This window comes from Paenibacillus sp. FSL H8-0457, assembly GCF_038051935.1.
Classification (GTDB): Bacteria; Bacillota; Bacilli; order Paenibacillales; family Paenibacillaceae; genus Paenibacillus_AQ; species Paenibacillus_AQ lautus_A.
The window spans coordinates 6,156,569-6,178,926 of the sequence record NZ_CP150293.1 but is presented as its reverse complement, the minus strand read 5'-3'; the positions used below and the strand labels follow the sequence as shown (position 1 = coordinate 6,178,926).

The following is a 22,358-nucleotide window of genomic DNA, read 5'->3' as shown; positions in this document are numbered from 1 at the left end:
CGTATTGTTTTGTGTAAACCATTCAGGAGGGTTGCCCCGTGGAAACGGAAAAGAAAGCAAATATCATTACCCGAAGTATGCGTGAGGGGACCCTTCTGGGATTGGTTGTCATGCTCGTTGTCCTTTATTTATTATATACATATGGTTATCTTCAACCGTTTGAGACGTGGAAGAACCGGATCGAGGCAGGCATAACCCTGGTATTGCTGCCGATCGGGCTGGGAGCGATTTATGGCTTCTTCCAGGGATACCGGGTAAAACGGCGGGTCGATCTCGTTAGGGAAACACTCGTGAACTGGGAAAAAGGGAGTCTGACGGACGTCATGCCGGACATCGGCGAAGACGAAGTGGGCCGGCTTGGAGAACAGCTGGTGAAGATCAGCAAGCGCTGGGAGGATCAGGTGTCTTCCCTGCAGCGGTTATCCACGAACAATGCCCAGCTAGCCGAGCAGGCCAGGGTTACGGCGATCGTAGAAGAGAGACAGCGTCTGGCGCGCGAGCTCCATGATGCGGTTTCTCAGCAGCTGTTTGCCATCTCGATGACGGCAACAGCTGTGGGCAGGACGCTGGATAAGGATTTTGACAAAGCGCAGCGCCAGGTGGCTCTGATTGAGGAAATGTCGGCTGTGGCACAGTCCGAGATGAGGGCGCTACTCCTTCATCTGCGGCCGGTATATCTCGAAGGAAAAGCACTGGAACAGGGGCTGCGGGATTTGATCACGGAATTGCGGATCAAAGTGCCTATGGAAATTACGTTTGAGATGGACGATGACATACATTTGCTTAAAGGGATTGAAAATCATCTGTTCCGCATTATTCAGGAGGCCATGTCGAATACGCTTCGGCACTCGAAGGCGGAAAAAATGGACATCCGGATTCATCGCAGGCAGAACACCGTTCGGGTAATGCTGCGAGATGACGGGGTCGGGTTCGAACTGGACGACAAGAAACAGACTTCCTACGGTCTTTCGACCATGCAGGAACGGGTGACGGAAATCGGCGGCTCGTTACAATTCATCACGGCCCCGGGTAAAGGGACCCGGATTGAGATTATCGTGCCGCTCATAAACGAAGAACGCAAACGGGGGGATGGAGATGGAAGCACCGATTAAGGTACTGCTGGTGGATGATCATGAGATGGTGCGGATCGGCTTGGCTGCCGTGCTTGGCACAGAAGACGGCATTGAGGTGGTAGGCGAAGCGGGCAGCGGCGAGGAAGGCATACGCCTGGCGCAGGAATATCATCCTGACGTGGTGCTGATGGATCTGGTCATGGATGGGATGGACGGCATTGAGACCACGCGGGAGCTGATGAAGCAATTTCCGAATCTTAAGGTGATCGTACTGACCAGCTATCTGGACGATGAGAAGATGTATCCGGTCATTGAAGCAGGCGCATTCAGTTATCTGCTGAAGACCTCCCGGGCTTCCGAGGTCGCCGATGCTATACGTGCCGCCGCACGGGGCCAGTCGGTTCTGGAGTCCCAGGTCGCTTCGAAGATGATGAATCGTTTCCGCCATCCGCAAAATGAAGCGCCCGCGCATAATGACCTGACGGACCGGGAGATGGAAGTGCTGCGATTGCTGGCACAGGGCAAATCCAATCAGGACATTGCCGATGATTTGATTATAGGCATCAAAACCGTGAAGTTTCACGTGACTAATATTTTGGGCAAGCTGGGGGTAGAGGATCGGACCCAAGCTGCCATCTACGCTTATAAAAATGGGCTGGCTGAGTAAGGAGTGCCGGCTCTTTTTTTATGCTTATGAACGTGAAATAAACAGTTTTGAGATGCTGAGCGCGGTTCTAAACAGATCCGTGATGCGACGCGTCGGGTATCAACATATCCATGTAAACAATGATAGGCAGGCTTAAAGACTCCCCAATCGGGAGGCTTTTTTTATTTATTTAAGGGGAAGAGAGATTTTTAAAACGGTAATAGCAGGATCATTTTATATGGCGATGTATAAATCTGCAGTGAGGCGGCCATCCTTTTACTAGATTGATAGATTCGTACGAGGAGGCGTGGCTGACGATGCGGAAGATACGTTTACAGCTGATTGTGATGATGTTGTTGCTGTGCGGGGCAGCAGGGATGATGGCGGGTTTTGCGGGAACAACGGAACGCAATGGGGAGGAATCGGTTCCGCAAACGGCAGAGGCGTCAGCTTGGAAGGGAACGGCGAATGGAGCATCAGAAGCAGGGACTACAGCCGAAAGCAATATGGAGCTTCTTACAGCCCTTGGACAGGAACATATGGATCCTTCCGCGCTCCTCACGGTAAAAATTCAAGGCGAAATGATAAATTCGATTTCTAAGGATCAAGCTAAGACAGCAGCCGAAGAATTGGCTCGCGCAATAGGGCTTTCCGGCATTACCTCAAACGAGCTTCAAGGAAATGACGTTTTCCAAGCGGAAGGCGATCGATCGGGCGTCTCCGTGAATTTGGATTGGGCCCTCACGAAGCAAGGCCATAGTTATGTCAGAGTCATGCTTGTCGGAGAGGCGGCAGCGCAGGCCCGGGAAATGGTGAGCCTTCAGCAGCATGTTCAAGAACGGATGGAGCAAGCAGGCATACCGAATACGTGGAATGCGTCCATTCAAGGATATGCAACGAAGTCAGGCAGCGTGGATGGAACGATGGCCCAAGTAGAAAAGGCTGTAGCCCGAAAGCTTCCGCTTCGTTCCGTTGAGGATTATGCGGATGTTACAACGATCAGCCGATCCTATGAGGCGCCTTCGCTGGGGACTTTTGTGAAGAGCGGCGACACGCCGATTCATATGCAGATCGCGGTGCATGAAGATTCGGTGAAGAAAAGCAGTAGAATAACGATCGGATTTCCCGTCATTACAATAGAATATTGAAAATAATATCTGAAACTCCGATGAAAAAATACGGAATGAGATAGCATACTTGAAATGAATATGCTAAAATGTCATCACATCGAGTTAAGTGCCGATGCATAAAAATACACTATAATTCATAGAAAGAATGAGGAGCCATGGCTGAAAATCAAAATCTAGATACAATGAAGACACCGGGAGCTGTATTTTTCATCTTTGGAGCGACTGGTGATTTGGCAAGACGTAAGTTGTTTCCGGCGATCTACAGTCTTTATCGTGAAGGAAAACTGGATGAGGATTTTGCTGTAATCGGCGTGGCGCGGCGTCCGCGCACCCAAGAGGAGTTTCGGGAGGACGTGTATCGTTCGATTCAGGAATTCTGCCGATATAGTTCGGAACAGGATAGTGAATGGAATGCATTTGCACAGCATTTTGAATATAAATCTTTAGATATCAACAATATTGACGGTTTCCGTGAGCTCCGCGAACAAACGGAGCAATTGGAAACGAAATTTAATATACCGGGCAACCGCTTGTTCTATCTCGCGCTTGCACCGGAATTGTTCGGCAGCGTATCGTTCAACCTGATGAAGGGCGGCATGCTTGACGGAGAGGGCTGGAACCGTCTTGTGATCGAGAAGCCGTTCGGCTACGATCTGGAGTCCGCTGCCAAGCTGAACGAAGAGATCCGTAAAGTGTTCAAGGAAGAGGAGATCTATCGGATCGACCATTACCTCGGGAAGGAAATGGTGCAGAACATCGAGGTTATCCGTTTTGCGAATGCTTTCTTCGAGCCTCTGTGGAACAATAAGCATATTGCCAACATCCAAATTACGCTTGGTGAAACGGTTGGCGTCGAGGAGCGCGGGGGTTATTACGACCATGCGGGGGCACTCAGGGATATGGGCCAAAACCATATGCTGCAGCTGCTGACCATGATTGCCATGGAGCCGCCTAGCCGTCTGCTCGCAGAAGATATTCGCGATGAGAAGGTGAAGGTGCTTCGCTCCCTGCGTCCATATGCCTCAAACGAAGAAGTCAAGAACAACGTGGTTCGCGGTCAGTATACGAGCGGTTCCGCAGGCGGCAAAGATCTGCCGGCTTACCGTGAAGAGGATAAGGTGAATCCGGAATCCAATACGGAAACCTATTTTGCGGCCAGAGTCTTCGTGGATAATTTCCGCTGGGCGGGCGTACCGTTCTATATCCGCACGGGCAAGCGCCTTCCGGTTAAGACGACCGAGGTGGTCGTAGAGTTCAAACGGATGCCAACCAACGTATACTTGGGCCAAAAGCATTCCCTGGAGCCTAACCTGCTCGTTATCCGGGTTAACCCGATGGAAGGCATCTACGTAAAGATCAACGCGAAGAAGCCGGGCTCCGAGTCCGAGATCGCTCCGGTTGCGATGGACTTCTGCCAAAGCTGCATCGTGGGCATCAACTCTCCTGAAGCGTATGAGCGTCTGCTGCATGATGCTGCCCGCGGGGATTCCACCTACTTTACGCGTTGGGACGAAGTGGCTTCCGCTTGGTCCTTCGTGGATCGCATCGCTAGCGCTTGGAGAGAGAACCAGGGCGAGCTGGAATCGTATCCTGCCGGCTCCTGGGGACCTGACAAAGCGGATGAGCTGCTGAAGGAAGACGGCTTCCACTGGTGGCCGGTTAACGGTCAGCTTGAGGATAACGTAGTGTGGTTGAAAAAATAGAAGATTAGCTAAAATTTATGCGATAAAAATCATCCTCATGCGCACGGCGCATGGGGATGATTTGCGTATGAATTGTGGTACAATGATATACATGACTTTAGTTACGAAGGGATAAGTGAAATGGCAAAGCTAATAGATGAACTGCAGCAGGAAGTGGATAAGCGTCGCACGTTCGCGATTATTTCCCACCCTGACGCCGGTAAGACGACGCTGACCGAGAAGCTGCTCTTGTTCGGGGGCGCCATTCGTCTGGCCGGATCGGTTAAAGCTCGTAAAGCGAGCAAGCATGCAACGAGTGACTGGATGGAGATCGAGAAGCAGCGGGGAATCTCCGTCACGTCGTCCGTGATGCAATTTGATTATTTAGGGCATCGGATTAATATATTGGATACGCCGGGTCACCAAGACTTCAGTGAGGATACCTATCGTACGTTGACGGCTGCCGACAGCGCCGTCATGTTGATTGACGTAGCCAAAGGGGTCGAGGCCCAGACCATCAAGCTGTTTCAGGTCTGCGCGAAGCGGGGCATTCCGATTTTCACCTTCATCAACAAACTCGACCGGGAAGGACGCAGTCCGTTTGACCTGATGGAGGAACTTGAGCAGGTGCTGGGCATCCGCTCCGTACCGATGAATTGGCCGATCGGTTCCGGCCGCGACCTGTGCGGCGTGTACGACCGGGTGAAGAATCAGGTGGAATTGTTCCAAGGGGACGACCATTCCACGATTAAAGTGCAGAAGGTCGAAGGGTATGAAGATCCGCTCATCCGCGAGATGGCTGGCGACTATCTGCATGACCAGTTATGTCAAGATCTGGAGCTGCTGGATGTTGCCGGCGACCCGTTTGATCTGGAGAAAGTGATGCAGGGTCAGTTAACGCCTGTATTTTTCGGCAGTGCGATCAACAATTTCGGCGTCCAGACCTTTCTTGAAAACTTCCTCCAGCTTGCGCCGAAGCCGGAGCCGCGCCGCAGCACGGAAGGCGTAGTGGAACCGACCGATGAGAAATTCTCCGGTTACGTATTTAAGATCCAAGCCAACATGAATCCGGCTCACCGGGACCGTATTGCTTTCCTTCGAATCGTATCGGGCAAGTTCGAACGCGGTATGAGCGTGAAGCATGTGCGGGTAGGCAAGGAAATCAAGCTGGCGCAGCCGCAGCAATTTTTGGCGCAGGATCGAGATATTGTGCAGGAGGCATACCCTGGCGATATTATCGGTCTGTTTGACCCGGGGATTTTCCGGATCGGGGATTCCCTCAGCCAAGGACGCGAGGTTGTATTCGACGAGCTTCCGACGTTTTCCCCGGAGATCTTTGCCAAAGTAACCGTGAAGAATGCGCTGAAGCATAAGCAATATCAGAAGGGGATTGACCAATTGACGGAAGAAGGGACCATCCAGGTATTCCGCACCGTTAGCTTCGACGAGACCATTCTCGGGGTGGTCGGCCAGCTCCAGTTCGAAGTCTTCGAGTATCGGATGAAAGGGGAGTACGGCGTCGATGTCCAGCTGCAACGAATGCCGTATCAGTTCGCCCGCTGGCTCGTGGACGACAACATTGATCCGTCCAAGTTCCGGATTAACTCGACCCTGGTGAAAGACAAGAAGGATAATTATGTCGTTCTCTTCGAAAATGAGTATGCGATGAGAACCGCCATAGACAAGAACCCAACCGCCAAGTTTCTTGAGACCGCTCCGTAAGCGATGGCATAAATATGCAATATAAAGAACAATCCCCTCAGCTTTAAGGGCTAAGGGGATTGTTCTTTTTTGTTGAGCGCGGGATTATCCCTGAAGATTGCCAGGCGTAACGGTTTTCAAATGGTCGTGAAGGGAAGAGACGAGGGTGTTCTGCTGGGCAGCATCCATGTCTTTCCACATCATTTCAAACATCACGCCGAGTCCCGGCAGGGCGGCTTCAGGCCCGTCAACGGAACCCTCGATCATGGAGCGCAGCTCTTCTTCGTCCTGATTGTGGACTTTATGAATGACGGCTTGCCTTAGATCTAACAATATGGACATCGAAATGTTCCTCCTTGTTATATAAGGGTCATTGTGTAATGTGCCCGTTCCAGGGGAGTTACATTCAAGTATTCTGGACAGTATGATATACTGTTATCATTGATGATTAAGGATCGACCTAGGCTCGTGGGGGGATATATAAATGGCTAAGAAGCAGTACGCAGTAATCGGTATGGGGCGTTTTGGCACAAGTGTTGCCAAGGAATTGAGCAGCATGGGATTTGACGTATTAGCCGTTGATGCGAGCGAACAGCGTATTCAGGAAACTGCCAGCATGGTCACGCATGCCGTTTCGGCGGATTCGACCGATGAAGAGGCGCTCCGGGCGCTCGGCATTCGGAATTTTGATGTGGTTGTCGTGGCTATCGGGGAGGATATTCAATCCAGCATTTTGACAACGCTGATTCTGAAGGATCTTGGCGTACCGGCTATTATCGTTAAAGCGAAGAATGAGCTGCACGGAAAAGTGCTTAACAAAATCGGCGCGGACAAGGTGATTTTCCCAGAGCGGGACATGGGGCTTCGGGTTGCCCACCATCTGGTCTCGCCGAATATTCTGGACTATATCGATTTGTCGGACGACTACAGCATTATGGAGATGCTGGCTACAGGCGAGCTGATTGGCCACAATTTGAGAGAGCTGGATATTCGCGCACGATTCGGGTGCAATGTCATGGCGATTCGAAGCGATGCGGACATGAACATTTCGCCGAGTCCGGATGACCGGATTGAGGAAGGCGATGTGCTTGTCATCGTGGGACATAAGAATGACTTAACGAAGCTGGAGCTTGCTTACCCCAAATAAAGCCGTCAGCTTCGGATACCGTGCCGAACCTGGGCTCTGATGAGTATATATGTAAAAGAACGGATGGATTAACAATGGAGATATTATCGCCGCAGAATGCCAGAGTGAAGGGCTGGGCACAGCTGCAGGAGAAAAAACACCGGGACAAGCAGAACAAGTATGTGGTGGAAGGCATCCATCTCGTACAGGAAGCCCTGTCATCCGGCGCGGACATCGAGTGCGTGGCTTATGACGTGGACAAGGGCATCCCCCAAGAGCTTCGTCATATTACGGATACAGGACAAGGTGCCGAATGGATCGGCGTATCCCATGCCGTCATATCGAAGGTCAGCGATACGCCGTCGCCGCAGCAGGTGTTTGCCGTCATTCGCAAGGAAGCGCGGCAATGGCAGGACCTGATCCTGCGCGAGAACGGTATGGTCGTTGTTCTCGACGGTCTCCAGGATCCGGGCAATGTGGGGACCATCATACGAAGCGCAGATGCCGTAGGGGCTGCCGGCGTGGTCCTGGGGCGAGGCTGTGCGGATTTGTACAATCCCAAGACACTGCGCTCCACCATGGGATCTCTGTTCCATCTGCCGGTGCTGGAGGGTGATCTGCTGAGCATCCTGCCGGAAGCGAGGGAACGGGGAGCCAGATTGGTGACCACCATGCTGGAAGGACAGCGCTCATGCTTCGAGTACGACTTCAAAGGGACGAGCTGGATCGTCATCGGCAGCGAAGGACGCGGCGTCTCGCCTGAGGTCGCGGCACTCGTGGACGATGCCATCCGTATCCCCATGCCGGGGCGTGCCGAATCGCTGAATGCGGCGATGGCCGCTTCCGTATTGATGTACGAGGCTTTAAGGCAGAGGGAGTACGCTGCTGAACTATAAAGACAGAAATGGCTCGATTAGGCGGGAAATGATTAGATAACATTGCTGATCATAACCGGCCTTTTTTTATTTTTGACAGGGATGATCATAATAACAAGCGTGTTCGAAAGGAGTTAAACCCATGTACGAGCAAAAAACAAAAGAAACGGATCACAGCGTGGTGGAGTTTATCGAGCAAGTGGATTCGCCGAAAAAACGGGAGGATGCCTATCGTTTGCTGGAGATTTTTGAAGAAACGAGCGGTTTTGCGGCCAAAATGTGGGGACCCAGCATCATTGGTTTCGGCTCCTACCATTATCGTTACGCCTCCGGGCATGAGGGGGATGCGCCGTTTGTAGGATTCTCCCCGCGAAAAGCGAAGATCAGCCTGTATTTTGCGCCAGGCGATGATCAGCGGGAGGAGCTGCTGACGAATTTTGGCAAGCATACGGCAGGGAAAGGCTGCGTGTACATCAATAAAGTGGCGGACATTGATGTTGAGGTGCTGAAGCAGCTGATTCGCGAATCGATCGCGTTCCTGAAAAAGACTTATCCGGATCAACCCTAACGTGAGGTTAAGTAGTGCGGTGTGCTGGCAAGGTGCCTGCTTTGCGCCGATTAGTCGGCTGATTGACCTAAGGGTGACGCCGAACAGGTGAATATTGGGATTTGACGTAAAACCATTTGGTGTCCTATAATGCATGAAGGGAAACCAAATGGTTTCATAATTTCAAGTTTAAGCGAGGGATGAAACTGATATGGACAACGCAACAAACGGCAAGCTGCCGGATATTCGTCATACGCTTGTGCTGAAAGCGCCCATCCAGAAGGTGTGGAAAGCCGTAGCCACGGCTGAAGGGATTTCGTCGTGGTTCATGCCCAACAATTTTGAACCGGTGGAAGGGTTCGAGTTTCAATTGAATGCCGGCCCCTTCGGAAATTCACCATGCAAGGTGACGCTTATTGATGAGCCTAACCGGTTGTCTTTTAACTGGGGCAAGGATTGGAGCGTTACCTTCGAACTGGTGGAGCAGGGAGATCATACGGAATTCACGCTCATCCACGGCGGATGGACAGCGGATCAAGTAACCGAGTTCGGGGAAGCGCATGACATCGTTCGAGGCCGCATGGACAACGGCTGGGCTGGCATTGTTCAGAAGCTTGCGGGATACGTCGAGGCTTAACCGATGTCGCAGGCCGCTCCGAAGCATGATGTCTACCAAGCCATCGCAGATCCGACTCGTCGTAAGCTGCTCGGCTTGTTAAGCGATAAGGAAATGCCGGTTAAGGAAATTACGGGATATTTCTCCATGACGCGAACCGCCGTGTCCAAGCATCTCCGAATTTTGGAGGAAGCGGGTCTGGTGCAGGACCGCAAGGTTGGACGCGAGACCCGCTATCGCCTGCAAGCAGAGCCGCTTAAGGAATTGAAGGATTGGCTGTCTTATTTCGACCGCTTCTGGGAGAACAAACTGTCGATGCTGAAATACTACGTGGAAGATCAAGAAGACGATCCAAAGAACGCTAAGGAAGAAGAGTGAGGATAAGCCATCCTTGCTCTTCTTTTTTGCCGTTTGTCCGCATACCTTCTATACAGGAGAGCTTGCCATGGTAAACATGCTCCTCGGGGCGTAAATAGGGGGGACCAAGCATGAGACGAAAGAGATGGGGAAGCAGGCGTTTGGCCTTTCCGTCGCTGTCGTGGCCAAAACCAAGGAGAGCTTACAAACCACCGCGCAGAGGCTTTCGGCCCGTACCGCAGAGCCGGGGGCGTCCTCAGGCTACCAAACGGCGAAGCACAAAAAAATGGTGGCTGATCGGCGCTCTGCTCCTTGTGTTTGGGATCGTTGAGTTTTTTATGTATATCGAGCAGAATCTGCGGCCGCCGATCATGCATTTAGCCCAAATCCGGGTTAAGCAGATCGCTACCGAAGCCATCAATAAAGCGATCACCTCCCAGGTGACGCAGGGCAAGGATTTTGATAATCTGGTCAACTGGAAAACGGACAGCTCGGGCAAAGTGACCGGATTCATGCTGAATTATGCCGAGCATTTAAAAATCACGTCCCATACGACGCAGGTCGTGCAGAGCACGCTGGACGAAATCCATAAGCGCAAAGAGCAAATTCCGCTGGGACAGGTGTTAAAAAGCCCGATCATCGCTTCATTCGGTCCGCAAATACCTTTAAAGATCGAACCCCAAGGAGCGGTAAAGGTTCAGCTGGATACGAGGCAGCAGGGGGCCGGCATCAATATGATCCTGGTGGAGGTATTCGTCCACATCGTGACGGAGGTAGCGGTTGTCGTTCCTTTTGACATGGAGCCGCAAATCGTGGAGACCGATATTCCGATCTCGTATCTGCTCGTGGTAGGCGATGTGCCGATGTATTATTACGACGGCCAAGGAAAGGCGGTCGGCGAGAATAAGGCAAGCGCACCGAGCATCGCGATACCGCCGCCGGTAACGGACGAGAACACCCATGACGGGCAGCAGGAGATTCCGCCTGCAACGACGCCGGACCCTCCTGCCCAGGGAACGACGACGCCTCTTGTGCCTACGCCGGGCGGCGCCGACATGTCAGGGCATACGGAGGGAAGCGCAACAGGCGAGTAAGACGCTCATTCTCGCTCATTCCCAAACTGGATTGTGTACGTGTAGCATGGATTGGCCGTTTATGTGTCATGAGGGATGTCCTTAAAGGAAAAACGCGCCCCTGGTTTGAATTCAGGAGCGCGTTTTTTTCTTCGAGCGTTTTTCTTCCAGTTCCCAGTGCTTCAGCAGCGGGTAAGGATCGAAAGCCCATTCGGTCAATCCGGTGTCCCGGTAGATGCCGTAATGCAGGTGCGGTGGGAATTTGCCCTGGGTTCCGGGCTTGCCGTAGCCCGAACTGCCGACCCAGCCGAGGGTTTGACCTGGCGTAACGACATCCCCGAGCGAAATCCCTTTATCAAAGCCCTGCAGATGGGCGTAATAATGGTAATGATTGTTCAAGTCACGGATGCCGATGCGCCAGCCGCCGTATTTATTCCAGCCTTTAATTTCGACGACGCCGTAACAGGTGCTTCGAACGGGGACTCCGTATGAAGCAAACAAATCCGTTCCCTCGTGAACCCTTTTACCTCCCCAGTTGCGCCCCATGCCAAAGGTGCTTCGGTAGGAATAGTTGCTCTTGACGGGAAGGGGAAACGCATGGTCGAACAGGTCCAGCTTCCCGAAGGTCTCGTACAGTTTGGCATACTGCATGATGCGCTGTACGGCCCGCGTGTTCTGGTAGTATGACCATAGGCCGATGCTGAAATCATCAGCGGCATGCCCATAAGGGGAAAGTCTTGTCGCAACCGTGTAGAGCAGGTCGATATCATTATTGGGGTCTGCCTTGCCATCCCCGTCCCCATCGAGCCCGATCCCGGAGAACACGCTGATCGACGTGGGATTCACGTCTTCCTGATTGGGATTCAACGGGCCAGCCCATCGGGTGGAAGGGATAAAGATACCGAGGGTGCGGTCCGGATGCTTTCGATCCTTGGGATGAACCCGGGTCAGCGTTCGTTCATACTGGTCAATGGCCGCTAGGCGGTGCCAAGGAATTTGGGTAACGGTGGAAACCTGATCGTATAAAGATTTCCGGTCCGCAAAATTCGCTGCAGCATCCGTTGCTTTAGCCGCATCGTCAGCCGCGCTGACTGCCATGGAGGCGGATGCGGACGCAGGCCCGCATATGCAGCAGGCAGCCATCAAGGCCGCCATGACTGCAGCCGTGGACCGATACATGATGCCCCTTGCGCGCAATGGTTGTAAAATCCTCATATTGTCCTTCTCCTCCCTTTTTCGATAGTCGTAATTAAGGACGGACAGTCATGCCTACCTGTAGGGTGAATCGAAACAAGGATTTTTATCCATGCCGCAACTAGATTAATCTCATATCGATGCGAAACAAGTAATATGATGGTTTTCATGATATAATATGGGACAGCAAACGATGGGGTATGTCTTGAGTTACATCATTACATTCGAAAGAAGGTTTTTTCTTTGTCTAAAACCAAACAGCCAAAACCTGACTGGATTCGAATCAAGCTGACTACTGGCGATAATTATAAAGAAATCAAAAGCATGATGCGATCCAAAACACTTCATACGGTGTGTGAAGAGGCTCGCTGTCCAAATATTTACGAATGCTGGGCTAACCGTACGGCAACCTTCATGATTCTGGGTGACATTTGTACCCGCGCTTGCCGATTCTGCGCCGTGAATACGGGGCTTCCAACGGAGCTGGACCTGCAGGAACCGGAACGGGTAGCGGAGGCAGCCGAGCAAATGAACCTGCGCCACTGCGTGGTAACAAGCGTGGCACGGGATGATCTGAAGGATGGCGGTGCCTACATATTCGCCGAAACCGTCAAAGCCATTCGCCGACGCCTGCCGCTGTGCTCGGTGGAAGTGCTGATCCCGGATTTCATGGGAGACGAAGAATCGCTGAAAATCGTGATGGACGTAAAGCCGGATATTCTGAACCACAACATTGAGACGGTGGAGCGTATGTCTGATCGCGTACGTGCCAAAGCCAAGTATTCCCGCTCATTGCAGCTGCTGAAGAATGCCAAGGCGATGCAGCCTGACATTCCGACCAAATCCAGCATCATGCTGGGCGTCGGGGAACAATGGCATGAAATTCTGGAGGCGATGGACGACTTGCGTTCGGTGGGATGCGATATCATGACAATCGGCCAATACCTGCAGCCTTCGCCGAAACATCTGAATGTTGAAAAATACTACACGCCGGAAGAGTTTGCGATCTTGAAGGAAGAAGGAATGAAGCGCGGATTCAGCCACGTGGAGTCCGGTCCTCTTGTGCGCAGCTCCTATCATGCACACGAGCAAGTGAAGTCTGCGGAACGCAACAAGGAAGAGACGGTGCAGTCTTAACCTATTGGAAAGGCAGGGGAAGCTTTCAATGATCGTTATCGGAAACAAAAGCTATGAAGTGATAAAGGACCATCGAAACGGCTGGAATCTGGAAGCTTTCCGGGAGCGGTACAGCGAGGTGCTGGACCGCTATGATTACATCGTGGGAGACTGGGGTTACAATCAGCTTCGGCTTAAAGGCTTCTATCGGGACAATCATCCCAAGGCTGCCAAGGATTCAACCTTTTCCAGCATGTCCGATTACATTAACGAATATTGCAATTTTGGCTGTGCTCACTTTGTGCTTCAGAAAACGAAGGAGCAGAAGGAAACGAAAGAGCATGCCTCCAATACGAAAGAGCCTGTAGAGGTTCGAGAAACATCCCCTAAGGATAACCGGGCTGAGGGGGAAGCACAGGGGGGCAAGGAACCCCAAGAGGGTCCAAAACCGGGCAAGGAGCACAAGGACCAGCGTGAGCGGCGCGAAGGCAAGGATTCAAGACGCGAGCCGCGCGAAGCCAAGGCCCCCAAGGAGAAGGAAGCAAAGCCTTCCAAGGAGTCTCATGTCCCTTCAGAGCAGCCGCAATAACCAAAGAACGGTCACCTGTATTTTGGCAGGTAGACCGTTCTTTTTTTCGGGTATTGGTAAAGGAAAGACTTCGTGAAGCGTTGGCCCTCCTGGTAAATGTAAGAAAGAGGTCCTCTTCATATTAACCAAGGAATGCATCGCGGACGCGGTTCCAGAACGGAAACGGCCGATAACGTGCGAAACTGACCTGCTGCTCCGCCACCTGACAGCGCACGGATACGAGGTCGTCAATCGAGATATTAACGTGATCGATGGTAAGCAGCAAACGCTGTTCTTTTCGCGAGAATATATCACAATGATGATGCTTGGGCAGAAGCAGCGGCGAGCCCAGCGTACGGAAAATCCGGTTGTTAATCGAGGCGATTTCCGCAATTTGAAGCGCATCGATCGAGGGATGAACCATGGCGCCGCCGACACTCTTGTTATACGCCGTGCTGCCGGACGGCGTGGATACGCAAATGCCGTCTCCCCTGAACATCTCAAAGGTCACGTCGTTGATGTCAATTTGCGCGACAACGGTACCGTCAACGCCTTTAAGCGTAAATTCGTTTAAGGCAATGTAAGAGGACGTTCCTGATTTCTTATGGATTTCCAGTTGAACCAGGGGATACTTGACGAGGCGCGGCTTCACGTTGCCGTGTTCGCCTTCTCCGCTCATATGATCAATTAGCTCCGTCAGTTCATCCGCCTTCCAGTCAGCATAGAATCCCAAGTGGCCCGTATGGACGCCGACGAAGGCGAGGTCGGGAATACGGTCTATAAACGTATGGAAGGCGTGCAGCATCGTGCCGTCTCCACCGATCGAGACCACAATCTCCGGAGATTCTGCATCCAGCACAAACCCCCGCTGTTCCGCCAGCTTGTGAAACTGCTGGGTCAGCTCGACAGACAATGGGTCACCGCGGTCCAGAACATAATATCTCAAGTTGATAAGCTCCTTTGTAAGGTTATATAAAGATGATAATCAATCTTGGAGAAGAACACAATGTTCACCTTGGGAATTAGCGGAATTTCTGCTGCAGTCCTCGAAGGATCTGAATAAACAACGCAACTGCAATCAGGAAACCGAGCAGGATGCAGAAAGCCGCCATAATATGGGTATACCCGTTTAGGGCGGAATCCGAAACAGACGGCACCGCCAGCGTCGGTATCGAAGACCCCATGACGCTTCTCCACAACAGCAACACGGCGGTGGCCGCAATAATGCCGTGGATCAGCCTGGCTACGACAAACGGAAAATACCTAAGGTTGGTAGAGTTCAGGATGCTGATGATCTGGGCATGAACGGACAGGCCGCCCCAAGACAAGATAAAGGCTGCCGCGGCCGCTTTGTATGGCAGAGGAATAGCGGCACCCGCTTCCCCGGCATAGCGTGCGCCCAGCGTCACTTCAAACAGTCCCCCCACGATGGCAGTGGATAAGGATTCGGGCATGCCAACGAGGGATAACAGCAAGCTGATGACCTCCGTTAGCGCGGGCATGACGCCGGCCCGGGTCCAGAGTTCAAGAAACACGGAGAAGAAAACCACAAGACCGCCGACAACGATAATCAGCTGAAGCGATGATTGAATCGCTTGTCTCAGCAGCGTGCCGAGATCACGGCCGTCCTGCTCCCGCGCAGCATGCATGGCCTGAAAGGCGGACTTGAGCCGGCTTGTCTTCGTTTGGGACAGGAGGAGCGAATCGGTTGATGTATTGGACTCGCGCTTGCCATGAAATCTCATTAACAGTCCTACGAGGAATCCTCCGCCATAGTGGGCCAGGGCCAGAATGAGACCTATTTTGGGATCGTGAAAGAAGCCGATGGATACCGCTCCTATCAGAAATATGGGATCCGAGGAGGTGGTAAAGGCAACAAGTCGTTCACCTTCCTCCCGATTTACCATTTTTTGCTCCCACAATTTGGCGGTTAATTTGGCTCCGACGGGGTAACCTGAAACATATCCCATCGCGGCCACGAATCCCCCTGCGCCCGGAATTCGGAACAACGGTCGCATCATGGGGTCCAGGAGCGTGCCGATCAGATGCACCACGCCAAACCCCAACAGCACCTCTGAAATGACAAAGAACGGGAACAGGGATGGAAACAGCACGTCCCACCATATCGCCAGGCCGCGGAGTGCGGATTGGAGCGCCGCTTCGGGAAACAAAGCCATCAGGACAATCACGCTGATCAGAGCCGATACGAGCATGAGCCAGCCCATTTTTTTCATGGTCATATAAGGAATACGCCCCCTGGCATCGTTGTGAATGATAGAATATGGTCCGATATTTAAAATCTATGCAGCATATAGGACAAACAGTATAAAAAACATGAGAAAGCGGTTACATTTGTGCTTTATTTTCGGGGATATTGTGCTATAATAAAAACCATCAAAGCACATCTTTCGTATTATGTTTGGATGGAGTGATGATCATGAGCATAGTCGCAGGTATCCTGGTATGCGCCTTCGTTTATGTTATACGTGCTTCTCTCGTCCAGAGTGAAGAGGACTGGCGCAGTTATTAATAAGTTCTAAAAGGTGCTAACCATCGCTTAGCGCCTTTTTTTGTTGTTTTTTGCTATAATGGACAGGTACATCCAATCGAAAGCGAATCATAAACAGATGGGAGAATTAGCGGATATGAATCCGAACTTAAGCATCTATGATAACCTCGGGGGTGCCGAGGGTGTACGATCGCTCGTCGAAGCTTTTTATCCGAGAGTGCAGCAAAATGAACTGCTTTCGCCATTGTTTCCGGAAGATATCTTGCCGGTGATGGAGAAGCAATATATGTTTTTGAGCCAGTTTTTCGGGGGGCCGGCCTTGTTCTCGGAAGCGTTCGGACATCCGATGATGCGGGCCAGGCACATGAAATTCCCGATTACCGACCGTCATGCCGAAGAATGGCTTGGCTGCATGGCCGGAGCCTTAATCGAAATCGGCGTGGAGGATGATTTACGTGATTTTGTGCTGCAGCGTCTTTCGGGTCCCGCCCACCATTTCGTGAATACTCCGTAGTGCCTTAGATCTAGAAACGGACAGGAATTAGACGCGAATGAAGGGATGGCGAATGGCGTGAAATTGGAACCCTTGTATTCCATCAAGGTGGCTTGTGCGCACTGTGAGCATGAATACTTAACGTCCAGGGTGAGACCAAGCTTTAAGAAAGCATTCCGTACGGATACGGATTTCTGCGCTTACTACAAATCGGAGAACCCCGATTTTTACGTGGTTCGGGTCTGTCCCGAATGCGGATTTGCTTCGACGGAACACTCGACCCTGAAATTGAATGAACGGCAGAAGACGCTCTTCTATGACCAGGTTGGATGCCGCTGGGAGAAGAGGGATATGGGAGGTCCCCGCAATCTGGAGGATGCCCTGGAGTCGTACAAGCTGGCTCTCCTCTGCGCCCAGGTGATCGGGGAGCGGGACCGCATCGTGGCCAGCCTGCTGCACCATATCGCATGGCTGTACCGGTATCAGGGCAACGAGGATCAAGAGAAGCGGTTTTTGGGGTATAGCCTGGAATCCTATATCCGGGTGTTTGAGTTGGAAGGGGTAGGGGCGAATGATGCCCGTCTGCTGTACCTGATCGGAGAGATTCATCGCAGGCTGGGACAGTTCCAGGAGGCGGTCCAGTGGTTCTCCAGAGTGGTCCAGGACGAGAAGATCATGGATGCTGCCATGATCCGAGCCTCCAGAGAGCAGTGGAAGCTGATAGCCGAACAGATCCGGGAGCAGAAGAACGCGGCGATTCAGGCGGAGTCATAAATGCAAACAGCCCGCTGAACGGTGGGCCAGCAGGCTGTTGATTTGCAATTTGCAGCGATGGCTTGCTTTAAGATAGAGTCAGCGCAATCGCTGATCCGTGAGCAAATAGTCGATGTCGCTGTCCAGCACGGTAACTTTGTTGTGGCAGCAGGGGAAGATGAGCAGCTTCTTTTTCCCTTCCCTAACGCTCACAAGCTCCTTAGGCTTCATGGGAAGCAAGACATTGTCTGTCCCGCAGAAGGGGCAGCTGTGTACATATACGTCGTTGCCAACGACATCATAAGGCCACGTATTCGAAAAAGGAATCATGAGTTCTCCGATGAATGGGACTCATCGTCTTTCGGGGTTGCTTTCGCTTCCTCATTCTTGGCAAGCTCGGCAATCTTCTGCATTAATATATGCTGAGGCATATGCATCAGCTGTTCCAGCGGAACGCCCAGCTGCTTGGACAGTGTAACCGCCGTCTCCGGTGAAATTTGCAAAGGTCTCATGGCTTCTAGCTCCTCCAGCAGTAATTTGTTTGATCAAGAGGGAAAACAGTATTTTAGTTATATATAGTTATACACTTTTCCCTAAGTCCACACAAATGGTATTCCGTTTGAATTCATATTTTATCTCGAAAGGTGATGAATGTTCGATGGCACTTCAACAAACTTGGGATTTGGAATCGATATTTCCAGGAGGCTCCTCCTCGCCGCAGCTCGGGAGCTTTATTGAGGCTTTGGAGCAGGATGTACATCAACTTCAGCAAGACGTCAAGGCATTGGCTGTTCCAGAGACCATCGAGAGCGCATCCAGTCTGGAGCGCTTCCTTGAGCAGTTCCAGAGCGCCTATGCAAGGATCCGCGAGGTTTCTGCCTTCGTAGGCTGCCTGACGGCACAGAACGTGAATGACAAGAAGGCGGTACAATTGTCCGGGCGGGTAACTACGATGTCTGCGGCCCTGCAGTCGGTGAAGAACCAGTTCGATAACGTGCTTCGCGGAATGAACGATGAGCTCTGGACCGCATGGACCGGTACGGATAAGGTGTCCGAGCTGGAATTCGTCCTGAACGAAAGCCGCAATCTCGCGAAGGATAAGATGAGTCCCGAGCTGGAAAGCCTGGCTCTGTCGCTGGGGGTAGACGGTTATCACGGATGGGGGGAGTTCTACGACACCATCGTGAAGAAAATCCAAATTCCGTATGAGGAAGACGGAGAGACGGTCATGCTGTCGGCAGGGCAAGCATTCAATAAAATGCATGATCCACGCCGGGAAGTGCGCCAATCCATGTTTGAGAAGTGGGAGAAGGCTTGGGGAGATTCCGCTGATTACTGCGCGGATACCTTGAACCATCTATCCGGCTACCGCCTGAAACTGTACGAGAACCGCGGCTGGAACGATGTCCTGAAAGAACCGCTGGCGATTGGCCGGATGAGCCGCGAGACGTTGGACACGATGTGGGCCGTCATCCAGGATACGAAGTCGGTGCTTGTGGAGTACCTGAACCGCAAAGCGAAGCTGCTCGGTCTGGACGGGTTGTCCTGGACCGATGTGGATGCTCCGCTCCGTACTTCGGCAACCAAGATCTCGTATGACGATGCCGCTGTTAACATCGTGGAGCAATTCCGTAAGTTTAGCCCGAGATTGGCTGATTTTTCGCAGATGGCGTTCGACAAGAGCTGGATTGAGGTCGAGGACCGATCCGGGAAGCGACCTGGCGGTTTCTGCACCTCCTTCCCGGCAAGCGGCCAGACGCGGATTTTCATGACGTTTGGCGGAACGGCCTCGAACGTCTCGACCCTGGCTCATGAGCTGGGTCATGCCTATCATCAGCATCTGATGGGCGGAATTCCGGTGCTTAACCAAAAGTATGCGATGAATGTCGCCGAGACGGCATCCACCTTCGCCGAGATGATTGTTTTTGATGCGATGGTGAAGGGGGCAGGCAGCGAAGAGGAGAAGCTGGCTCTGTTGGAAGAGAAAATTCAGAACAGCGTGGCCTTCTTTATGAACATTCATGCACGTTTCTTGTTCGAAACCCGCTTCTATGACAAGCGGAAGAACGGTCTGCTGAGCAGCGAGGAGATCTCCGATTTGATGGTGGAGGCACAGAAGGAAGCATACTGTGATGCCCTGACATCGTACCATCCGCATTTCTGGGCATCCAAGCTTCATTTCTATATCACGGGCACCCCGTTCTATAACTTCCCGTATACCTTCGGTTATATGTTCAGTACGGGCCTCTATGTTCGGGCATTGGAAGAAGGTCCGACCTTTGCGGACAAATATGATGCTTTGCTTCGAGACACAGGCGTAATGTCCGTGGAGAACCTGGCAAAGAAACATCTGAATGTAGATCTGACCCAGCGCGACTTCTGGCAAAGCGCGGCGGACTCCTGCGTAAGCGATATTAAGCAGTTCTTACAAATGACAGAGCATTTAGCATAAATTGTTGGTTATCCTCGAAAAAACAGTTAAAAATGCAGTTTCTGTTATGGCGTTTGATCTCCGACTGCAGATTTACTCCCATATTCGAAAGAAGCTCCTTCGGGGCTTCTTTTTTTGTCGTAAAAGAAAGAAAGTTGACGCAATAAAGGAGCGGAAAACTAAAATATTTGTGCAATTTTAGTAATAAATACCCAAATGTGTTGAATATTGTTGATCCAATGATTTCTATCCCCTATAATGAGTCATAAGCCCTAATAATAGGGAAGATTTACTAATAAAGGAGGGGAGAAGGGATGGTAAAACTAGATCAATTATCACTGGCTAGGCAGCTGGACATCGTGTTTAAAGAGCTGGAAGAAGAGTTGGGAGGTCTAAGCTCGGGGACGGTTTTTGTACAAATACGAAACAATGTAATTGGTAAATTTGGCATACGGCATAATCCATTGTCTGGGCGTAACGGGATCATAGCTCCGCAAGAGGAGGGGCTAAGTGAGGCTCAACAATTCTCTTTTCGTTCGATGGCGCTTGAAAGTCTGAAACATAAACGCCATTGGACACATGGCGAAATCAGTTATGAATTCATGGTACGACAAGGCATCGTCGTTGTGGATGCTGTGCTTGAATCCAACTATAACATGGCCAACTTGATGATACGGTACCCTCGTAATACATATGCCGAAGCTGCTTCGGAATCCTGAAATCATTTATTATATAGAACATATAACGAAAGAGGCGATCTTTGGGGAGAAGATCGCCTCTTTCTATTTACGGCTGGAGGGAAGAGATGCTAATTACAGGTTCGAACGACCCGATAATTGCTGCTCAGCCAATTGTACCAGACGTTTGGTGATGTAACCTCCCAAAGAACCGGTTTCACGGGAAGTATAGTTTCCGTAGTAACCGTCTTGTGGAATCGTTACGCCCAGTTCTTGAGCAGCTTCCATCTTCAATTGTTGAAGAGCTGCAGTTGCTTGAGGTACGACAAGATTGTTAGAAGAACGACCTTGAGCCATGTCATGTCACCTCCTTTGGTGTTGTATGAGGATATTATGACCTGATTGATAGGGATCTCATTCGTGCAGGAGGCAGATCGTCTGCTGGTAAAATTACCCGTAGGCATTGTTCATAGATCAAATAAAAGCAGCCCTTTGATATTCAAAGGGCTGCTCTTGCTGAAAAGTTAAGTATATGAGGATGTTATGTGTCAATGGAGACACTGGCTTAGTCTTGCTCTGCCTCCGGTGACGTATTCTGAATGCTGATCTTGGTCGTCAGATTCACGGTCTGTCCCGGTTCCAAATGAATCAGCCCGGTTTCTTCGTTCGGGAGATTCAAATTGGGTGCGTTGGGAAGCCAGGTGTACGGTTCGATGCAGAGGAACTGCTCGGCAACACCTTTGGTATAGAGCACCCAATGCTTGAAGAAGGCACGGTCTGCCGAATAATGAATTTGGTAACCATCGTCCCGCTTCAGCAAGGCCTCGGCAGGTTTGCCCTCAGGGATCTTTAATATCGTATCCAGGTCGGCATCCTTCAGGTTTAGTCCCGAATTCAGTTGTTCCAAATGGCCGAGAGGTGAAAGATCGCCGGTCGGGATCAGTTCGTTATTCAAAGTATAAATGCCTTCAACTGGCAGATCCAGCGTCCAGCGATGCGGTTCGCCGTCCAGCAGGAACCACGTATGGTAACCCATGCCGAACGGAATGGGGCTAGCGCCAAGATTCGTTACGCGAAGGCTCTGCGTTAAGCGTGTCCCCTGAAGACGGAAGGTCATCTCCAGCTTCAGCGGCACAGGAAATTGGGCAATCCATTTCGGATCATCCGATGAGATGAACTCGGTCGAAACGGCGCAGCCGTCATCCTCCTCCTCTATGTCGCTGACACACCAAGCCTGTGATCGGTGGAGGCCGTGGATATGATTGTCGTTCGCGGTATTTTGGTCAAATTGATACGACGTTCCGCCATATTCGAAATGGCCCTTGGAAATCCGGCCTGGCGGTATGAGCATCGGAATGCCGAAGTGGTAAGGCTTCTGTAGATAGAATGCAAGCTCGCTTTCATCTGGTTTTCGGAGGATTTCGCGTGAGTTTTCATTGTCTTTAATCCCAATGACGTTATTACCTAGACGAGGAAGGAGAGTCACTTCAAGACGGCCGCTGTTTAAAATATAGGTGTCGTAACCATTCCACTGGCCTTTGGTCACTTGATTCATATCGATGCTCCTTTACTAACAGAAATCATGGTCTGGACGATTAACCACATCATAACAGATTTTTGTGGAAAGGGTAAAAGAAATGCTTCAAATAGGCCCGGACATCTTGATTCCAAATTGGAATTGACAAGGCAGAGCAAGAGTTTTATCATTGCATGTAATAGTGATCCATGATGATTGAAACACGATGACAAGGACAAGTAAGCAGGTGCGGCCCATCCTTCAGAAAGCCGGTG

25 protein-coding genes and 1 other annotated feature (1 of these 26 cut by a window edge) are annotated in these 22,358 nt (G+C 51.3%); of the genes, 17 read left to right on the top strand and 8 right to left on the bottom strand.

Annotation, left to right across the window (positions count from 1 at the left end):
• Window positions 1-38 precede the first annotated feature (38 nt).
• The 5 genes from MHI43_RS27810 (at window position 39) to MHI43_RS27790 (ending at window position 6,253) form a co-directional block, all read left to right on the top strand.
• Window positions 39-1,112 carry a sensor histidine kinase gene (locus MHI43_RS27810; protein ID WP_015737447.1) on the top strand — a complete coding sequence of 358 codons (1,074 nt, stop codon included), beginning with the start codon at window positions 39-41 and terminating at the stop codon, window positions 1,110-1,112.
• Entirely contained in the window at window positions 1,090-1,740 is a 651-nt protein-coding gene (locus MHI43_RS27805) for a response regulator transcription factor (RefSeq protein WP_036665042.1), read from the top strand. Before MHI43_RS27810 ends, MHI43_RS27805 begins: the two co-directional genes overlap by 23 nt.
• 296 nt (window positions 1,741-2,036) lie before the next feature.
• Complete coding sequence (locus MHI43_RS27800; protein ID WP_036665044.1) at window positions 2,037-2,867, top strand: YwmB family TATA-box binding protein; 831 nt, start codon at window positions 2,037-2,039, stop codon at window positions 2,865-2,867.
• Between the two features lie 137 nt (window positions 2,868-3,004).
• A complete protein-coding gene (gene zwf, locus MHI43_RS27795; protein ID WP_009591421.1) occupies window positions 3,005-4,552 on the top strand; it encodes a glucose-6-phosphate dehydrogenase in 1,548 nt (515 codons plus the stop codon).
• 120 nt (window positions 4,553-4,672) lie between these two features.
• Window positions 4,673-6,253 carry a peptide chain release factor 3 gene (locus tag MHI43_RS27790; RefSeq protein WP_036665046.1) on the top strand — a complete coding sequence of 527 codons (1,581 nt, stop codon included), beginning with the start codon at window positions 4,673-4,675 and terminating at the stop codon, window positions 6,251-6,253.
• Window positions 6,254-6,337: 84 nt separating this feature from the next.
• On the opposite strand, the gene sspI is transcribed toward MHI43_RS27790, so the two are convergent.
• Window positions 6,338-6,574, bottom strand: a complete 237-nt coding sequence (gene sspI, locus MHI43_RS27785; protein ID WP_009591415.1) for a small acid-soluble spore protein SspI — start codon at window positions 6,572-6,574, stop codon at window positions 6,338-6,340.
• Window positions 6,575-6,716: 142 nt separating this feature from the next.
• On the opposite strand from sspI, the gene MHI43_RS27780 reads away from it, so the two are divergent.
• The 6 genes from MHI43_RS27780 (at window position 6,717) to yunB (ending at window position 10,847) form a co-directional block, all read left to right on the top strand.
• Window positions 6,717-7,379, top strand: coding sequence for a TrkA family potassium uptake protein (locus MHI43_RS27780; RefSeq protein WP_009591426.1), 663 nt, complete (start codon window positions 6,717-6,719; stop codon window positions 7,377-7,379).
• 74 nt (window positions 7,380-7,453) lie between these two features.
• On the top strand, window positions 7,454-8,254 hold the full coding sequence (locus MHI43_RS27775) for an RNA methyltransferase (RefSeq protein WP_015737444.1): 801 nt from the start codon (window positions 7,454-7,456) through the stop codon (window positions 8,252-8,254).
• Between the two features lie 121 nt (window positions 8,255-8,375).
• The gene (locus tag MHI43_RS27770; protein WP_009591419.1) at window positions 8,376-8,801 is read left to right on the top strand and encodes a DUF1801 domain-containing protein; all 426 of its coding nucleotides are present in this window, start codon (window positions 8,376-8,378) and stop codon (window positions 8,799-8,801) included.
• Between the two features lie 190 nt (window positions 8,802-8,991).
• Window positions 8,992-9,417 (top strand): SRPBCC domain-containing protein, encoded by a 426-nt coding sequence (locus MHI43_RS27765; RefSeq protein ID WP_009591414.1) that lies wholly within the window; start codon window positions 8,992-8,994, stop codon window positions 9,415-9,417.
• Between the two features lie 3 nt (window positions 9,418-9,420).
• On the top strand, window positions 9,421-9,774 hold the full coding sequence (locus tag MHI43_RS27760; RefSeq protein WP_015737442.1) for a metalloregulator ArsR/SmtB family transcription factor: 354 nt from the start codon (window positions 9,421-9,423) through the stop codon (window positions 9,772-9,774).
• Window positions 9,775-9,884: 110 nt separating this feature from the next.
• Window positions 9,885-10,847, top strand: a complete 963-nt coding sequence (gene yunB, locus MHI43_RS27755) for a sporulation protein YunB (protein ID WP_049788750.1) — start codon at window positions 9,885-9,887, stop codon at window positions 10,845-10,847.
• Between the two features lie 111 nt (window positions 10,848-10,958).
• Here the strand turns inward: yunB and MHI43_RS27750 are convergent, their stop codons facing one another.
• A complete protein-coding gene (locus MHI43_RS27750) occupies window positions 10,959-12,041 on the bottom strand; it encodes a M23 family metallopeptidase (RefSeq protein WP_015737440.1) in 1,083 nt (360 codons plus the stop codon).
• A gap of 222 nt (window positions 12,042-12,263) precedes the next feature.
• Between MHI43_RS27750 and lipA the strand changes: the two genes are divergently transcribed.
• Window positions 12,264-13,157, top strand: a complete 894-nt coding sequence (gene lipA, locus MHI43_RS27745; protein WP_009591422.1) for a lipoyl synthase — start codon at window positions 12,264-12,266, stop codon at window positions 13,155-13,157.
• Between the two features lie 28 nt (window positions 13,158-13,185).
• A complete protein-coding gene (locus MHI43_RS27740; protein ID WP_015737439.1) occupies window positions 13,186-13,725 on the top strand; it encodes a YutD family protein in 540 nt (179 codons plus the stop codon).
• A gap of 121 nt (window positions 13,726-13,846) precedes the next feature.
• Here MHI43_RS27740 and MHI43_RS27735 read toward each other — a convergent pair whose 3' ends face one another.
• A complete protein-coding gene (locus tag MHI43_RS27735) occupies window positions 13,847-14,650 on the bottom strand; it encodes an NAD kinase (protein WP_009591431.1) in 804 nt (267 codons plus the stop codon).
• A gap of 76 nt (window positions 14,651-14,726) precedes the next feature.
• Window positions 14,727-15,944, bottom strand: coding sequence for a sporulation integral membrane protein YlbJ (ylbJ, locus tag MHI43_RS27730; RefSeq protein WP_015737438.1), 1,218 nt, complete (start codon window positions 15,942-15,944; stop codon window positions 14,727-14,729).
• Between the two features lie 405 nt (window positions 15,945-16,349).
• Between ylbJ and MHI43_RS27725 the strand changes: the two genes are divergently transcribed.
• On the top strand, window positions 16,350-16,727 hold the full coding sequence (locus tag MHI43_RS27725) for a globin (protein WP_015737437.1): 378 nt from the start codon (window positions 16,350-16,352) through the stop codon (window positions 16,725-16,727).
• Window positions 16,728-16,772: 45 nt separating this feature from the next.
• On the top strand, window positions 16,773-17,480 hold the full coding sequence (locus MHI43_RS27720) for a DUF2225 domain-containing protein (RefSeq protein WP_036665049.1): 708 nt from the start codon (window positions 16,773-16,775) through the stop codon (window positions 17,478-17,480).
• A gap of 78 nt (window positions 17,481-17,558) precedes the next feature.
• On the opposite strand, the gene MHI43_RS27715 is transcribed toward MHI43_RS27720, so the two are convergent.
• Both MHI43_RS27715 and MHI43_RS27710 read right to left on the bottom strand, forming a co-directional pair.
• On the bottom strand, window positions 17,559-17,789 hold the full coding sequence (locus tag MHI43_RS27715) for a hypothetical protein (RefSeq protein ID WP_009591425.1): 231 nt from the start codon (window positions 17,787-17,789) through the stop codon (window positions 17,559-17,561).
• The gene (locus tag MHI43_RS27710) at window positions 17,786-17,971 is read right to left on the bottom strand and encodes a YycC family protein (RefSeq protein ID WP_015737435.1); all 186 of its coding nucleotides are present in this window, start codon (window positions 17,969-17,971) and stop codon (window positions 17,786-17,788) included. Before MHI43_RS27710 ends, MHI43_RS27715 begins: the two co-directional genes overlap by 4 nt.
• Window positions 17,972-18,117: 146 nt before the next feature.
• On the opposite strand from MHI43_RS27710, the gene MHI43_RS27705 reads away from it, so the two are divergent.
• Complete coding sequence (locus MHI43_RS27705; RefSeq protein WP_015737434.1) at window positions 18,118-19,911, top strand: M3 family oligoendopeptidase; 1,794 nt, start codon at window positions 18,118-18,120, stop codon at window positions 19,909-19,911.
• Window positions 19,912-20,204: 293 nt separating this feature from the next.
• On the top strand, window positions 20,205-20,609 hold the full coding sequence (locus MHI43_RS27700; RefSeq protein WP_009591435.1) for a hypothetical protein: 405 nt from the start codon (window positions 20,205-20,207) through the stop codon (window positions 20,607-20,609).
• A gap of 93 nt (window positions 20,610-20,702) precedes the next feature.
• On the opposite strand, the gene MHI43_RS27695 is transcribed toward MHI43_RS27700, so the two are convergent.
• Together MHI43_RS27695 and MHI43_RS27690 are read right to left on the bottom strand one after the other, a co-directional pair.
• Entirely contained in the window at window positions 20,703-20,924 is a 222-nt protein-coding gene (locus MHI43_RS27695; protein WP_006212633.1) for an alpha/beta-type small acid-soluble spore protein, read from the bottom strand.
• Between the two features lie 208 nt (window positions 20,925-21,132).
• Window positions 21,133-22,122, bottom strand: coding sequence for an aldose 1-epimerase (locus MHI43_RS27690; protein WP_015737433.1), 990 nt, complete (start codon window positions 22,120-22,122; stop codon window positions 21,133-21,135).
• Window positions 22,123-22,300: 178 nt separating this feature from the next.
• Window positions 22,301-22,358, top strand: a binding site (T-box leader) (it continues 184 nt past the right edge of the window).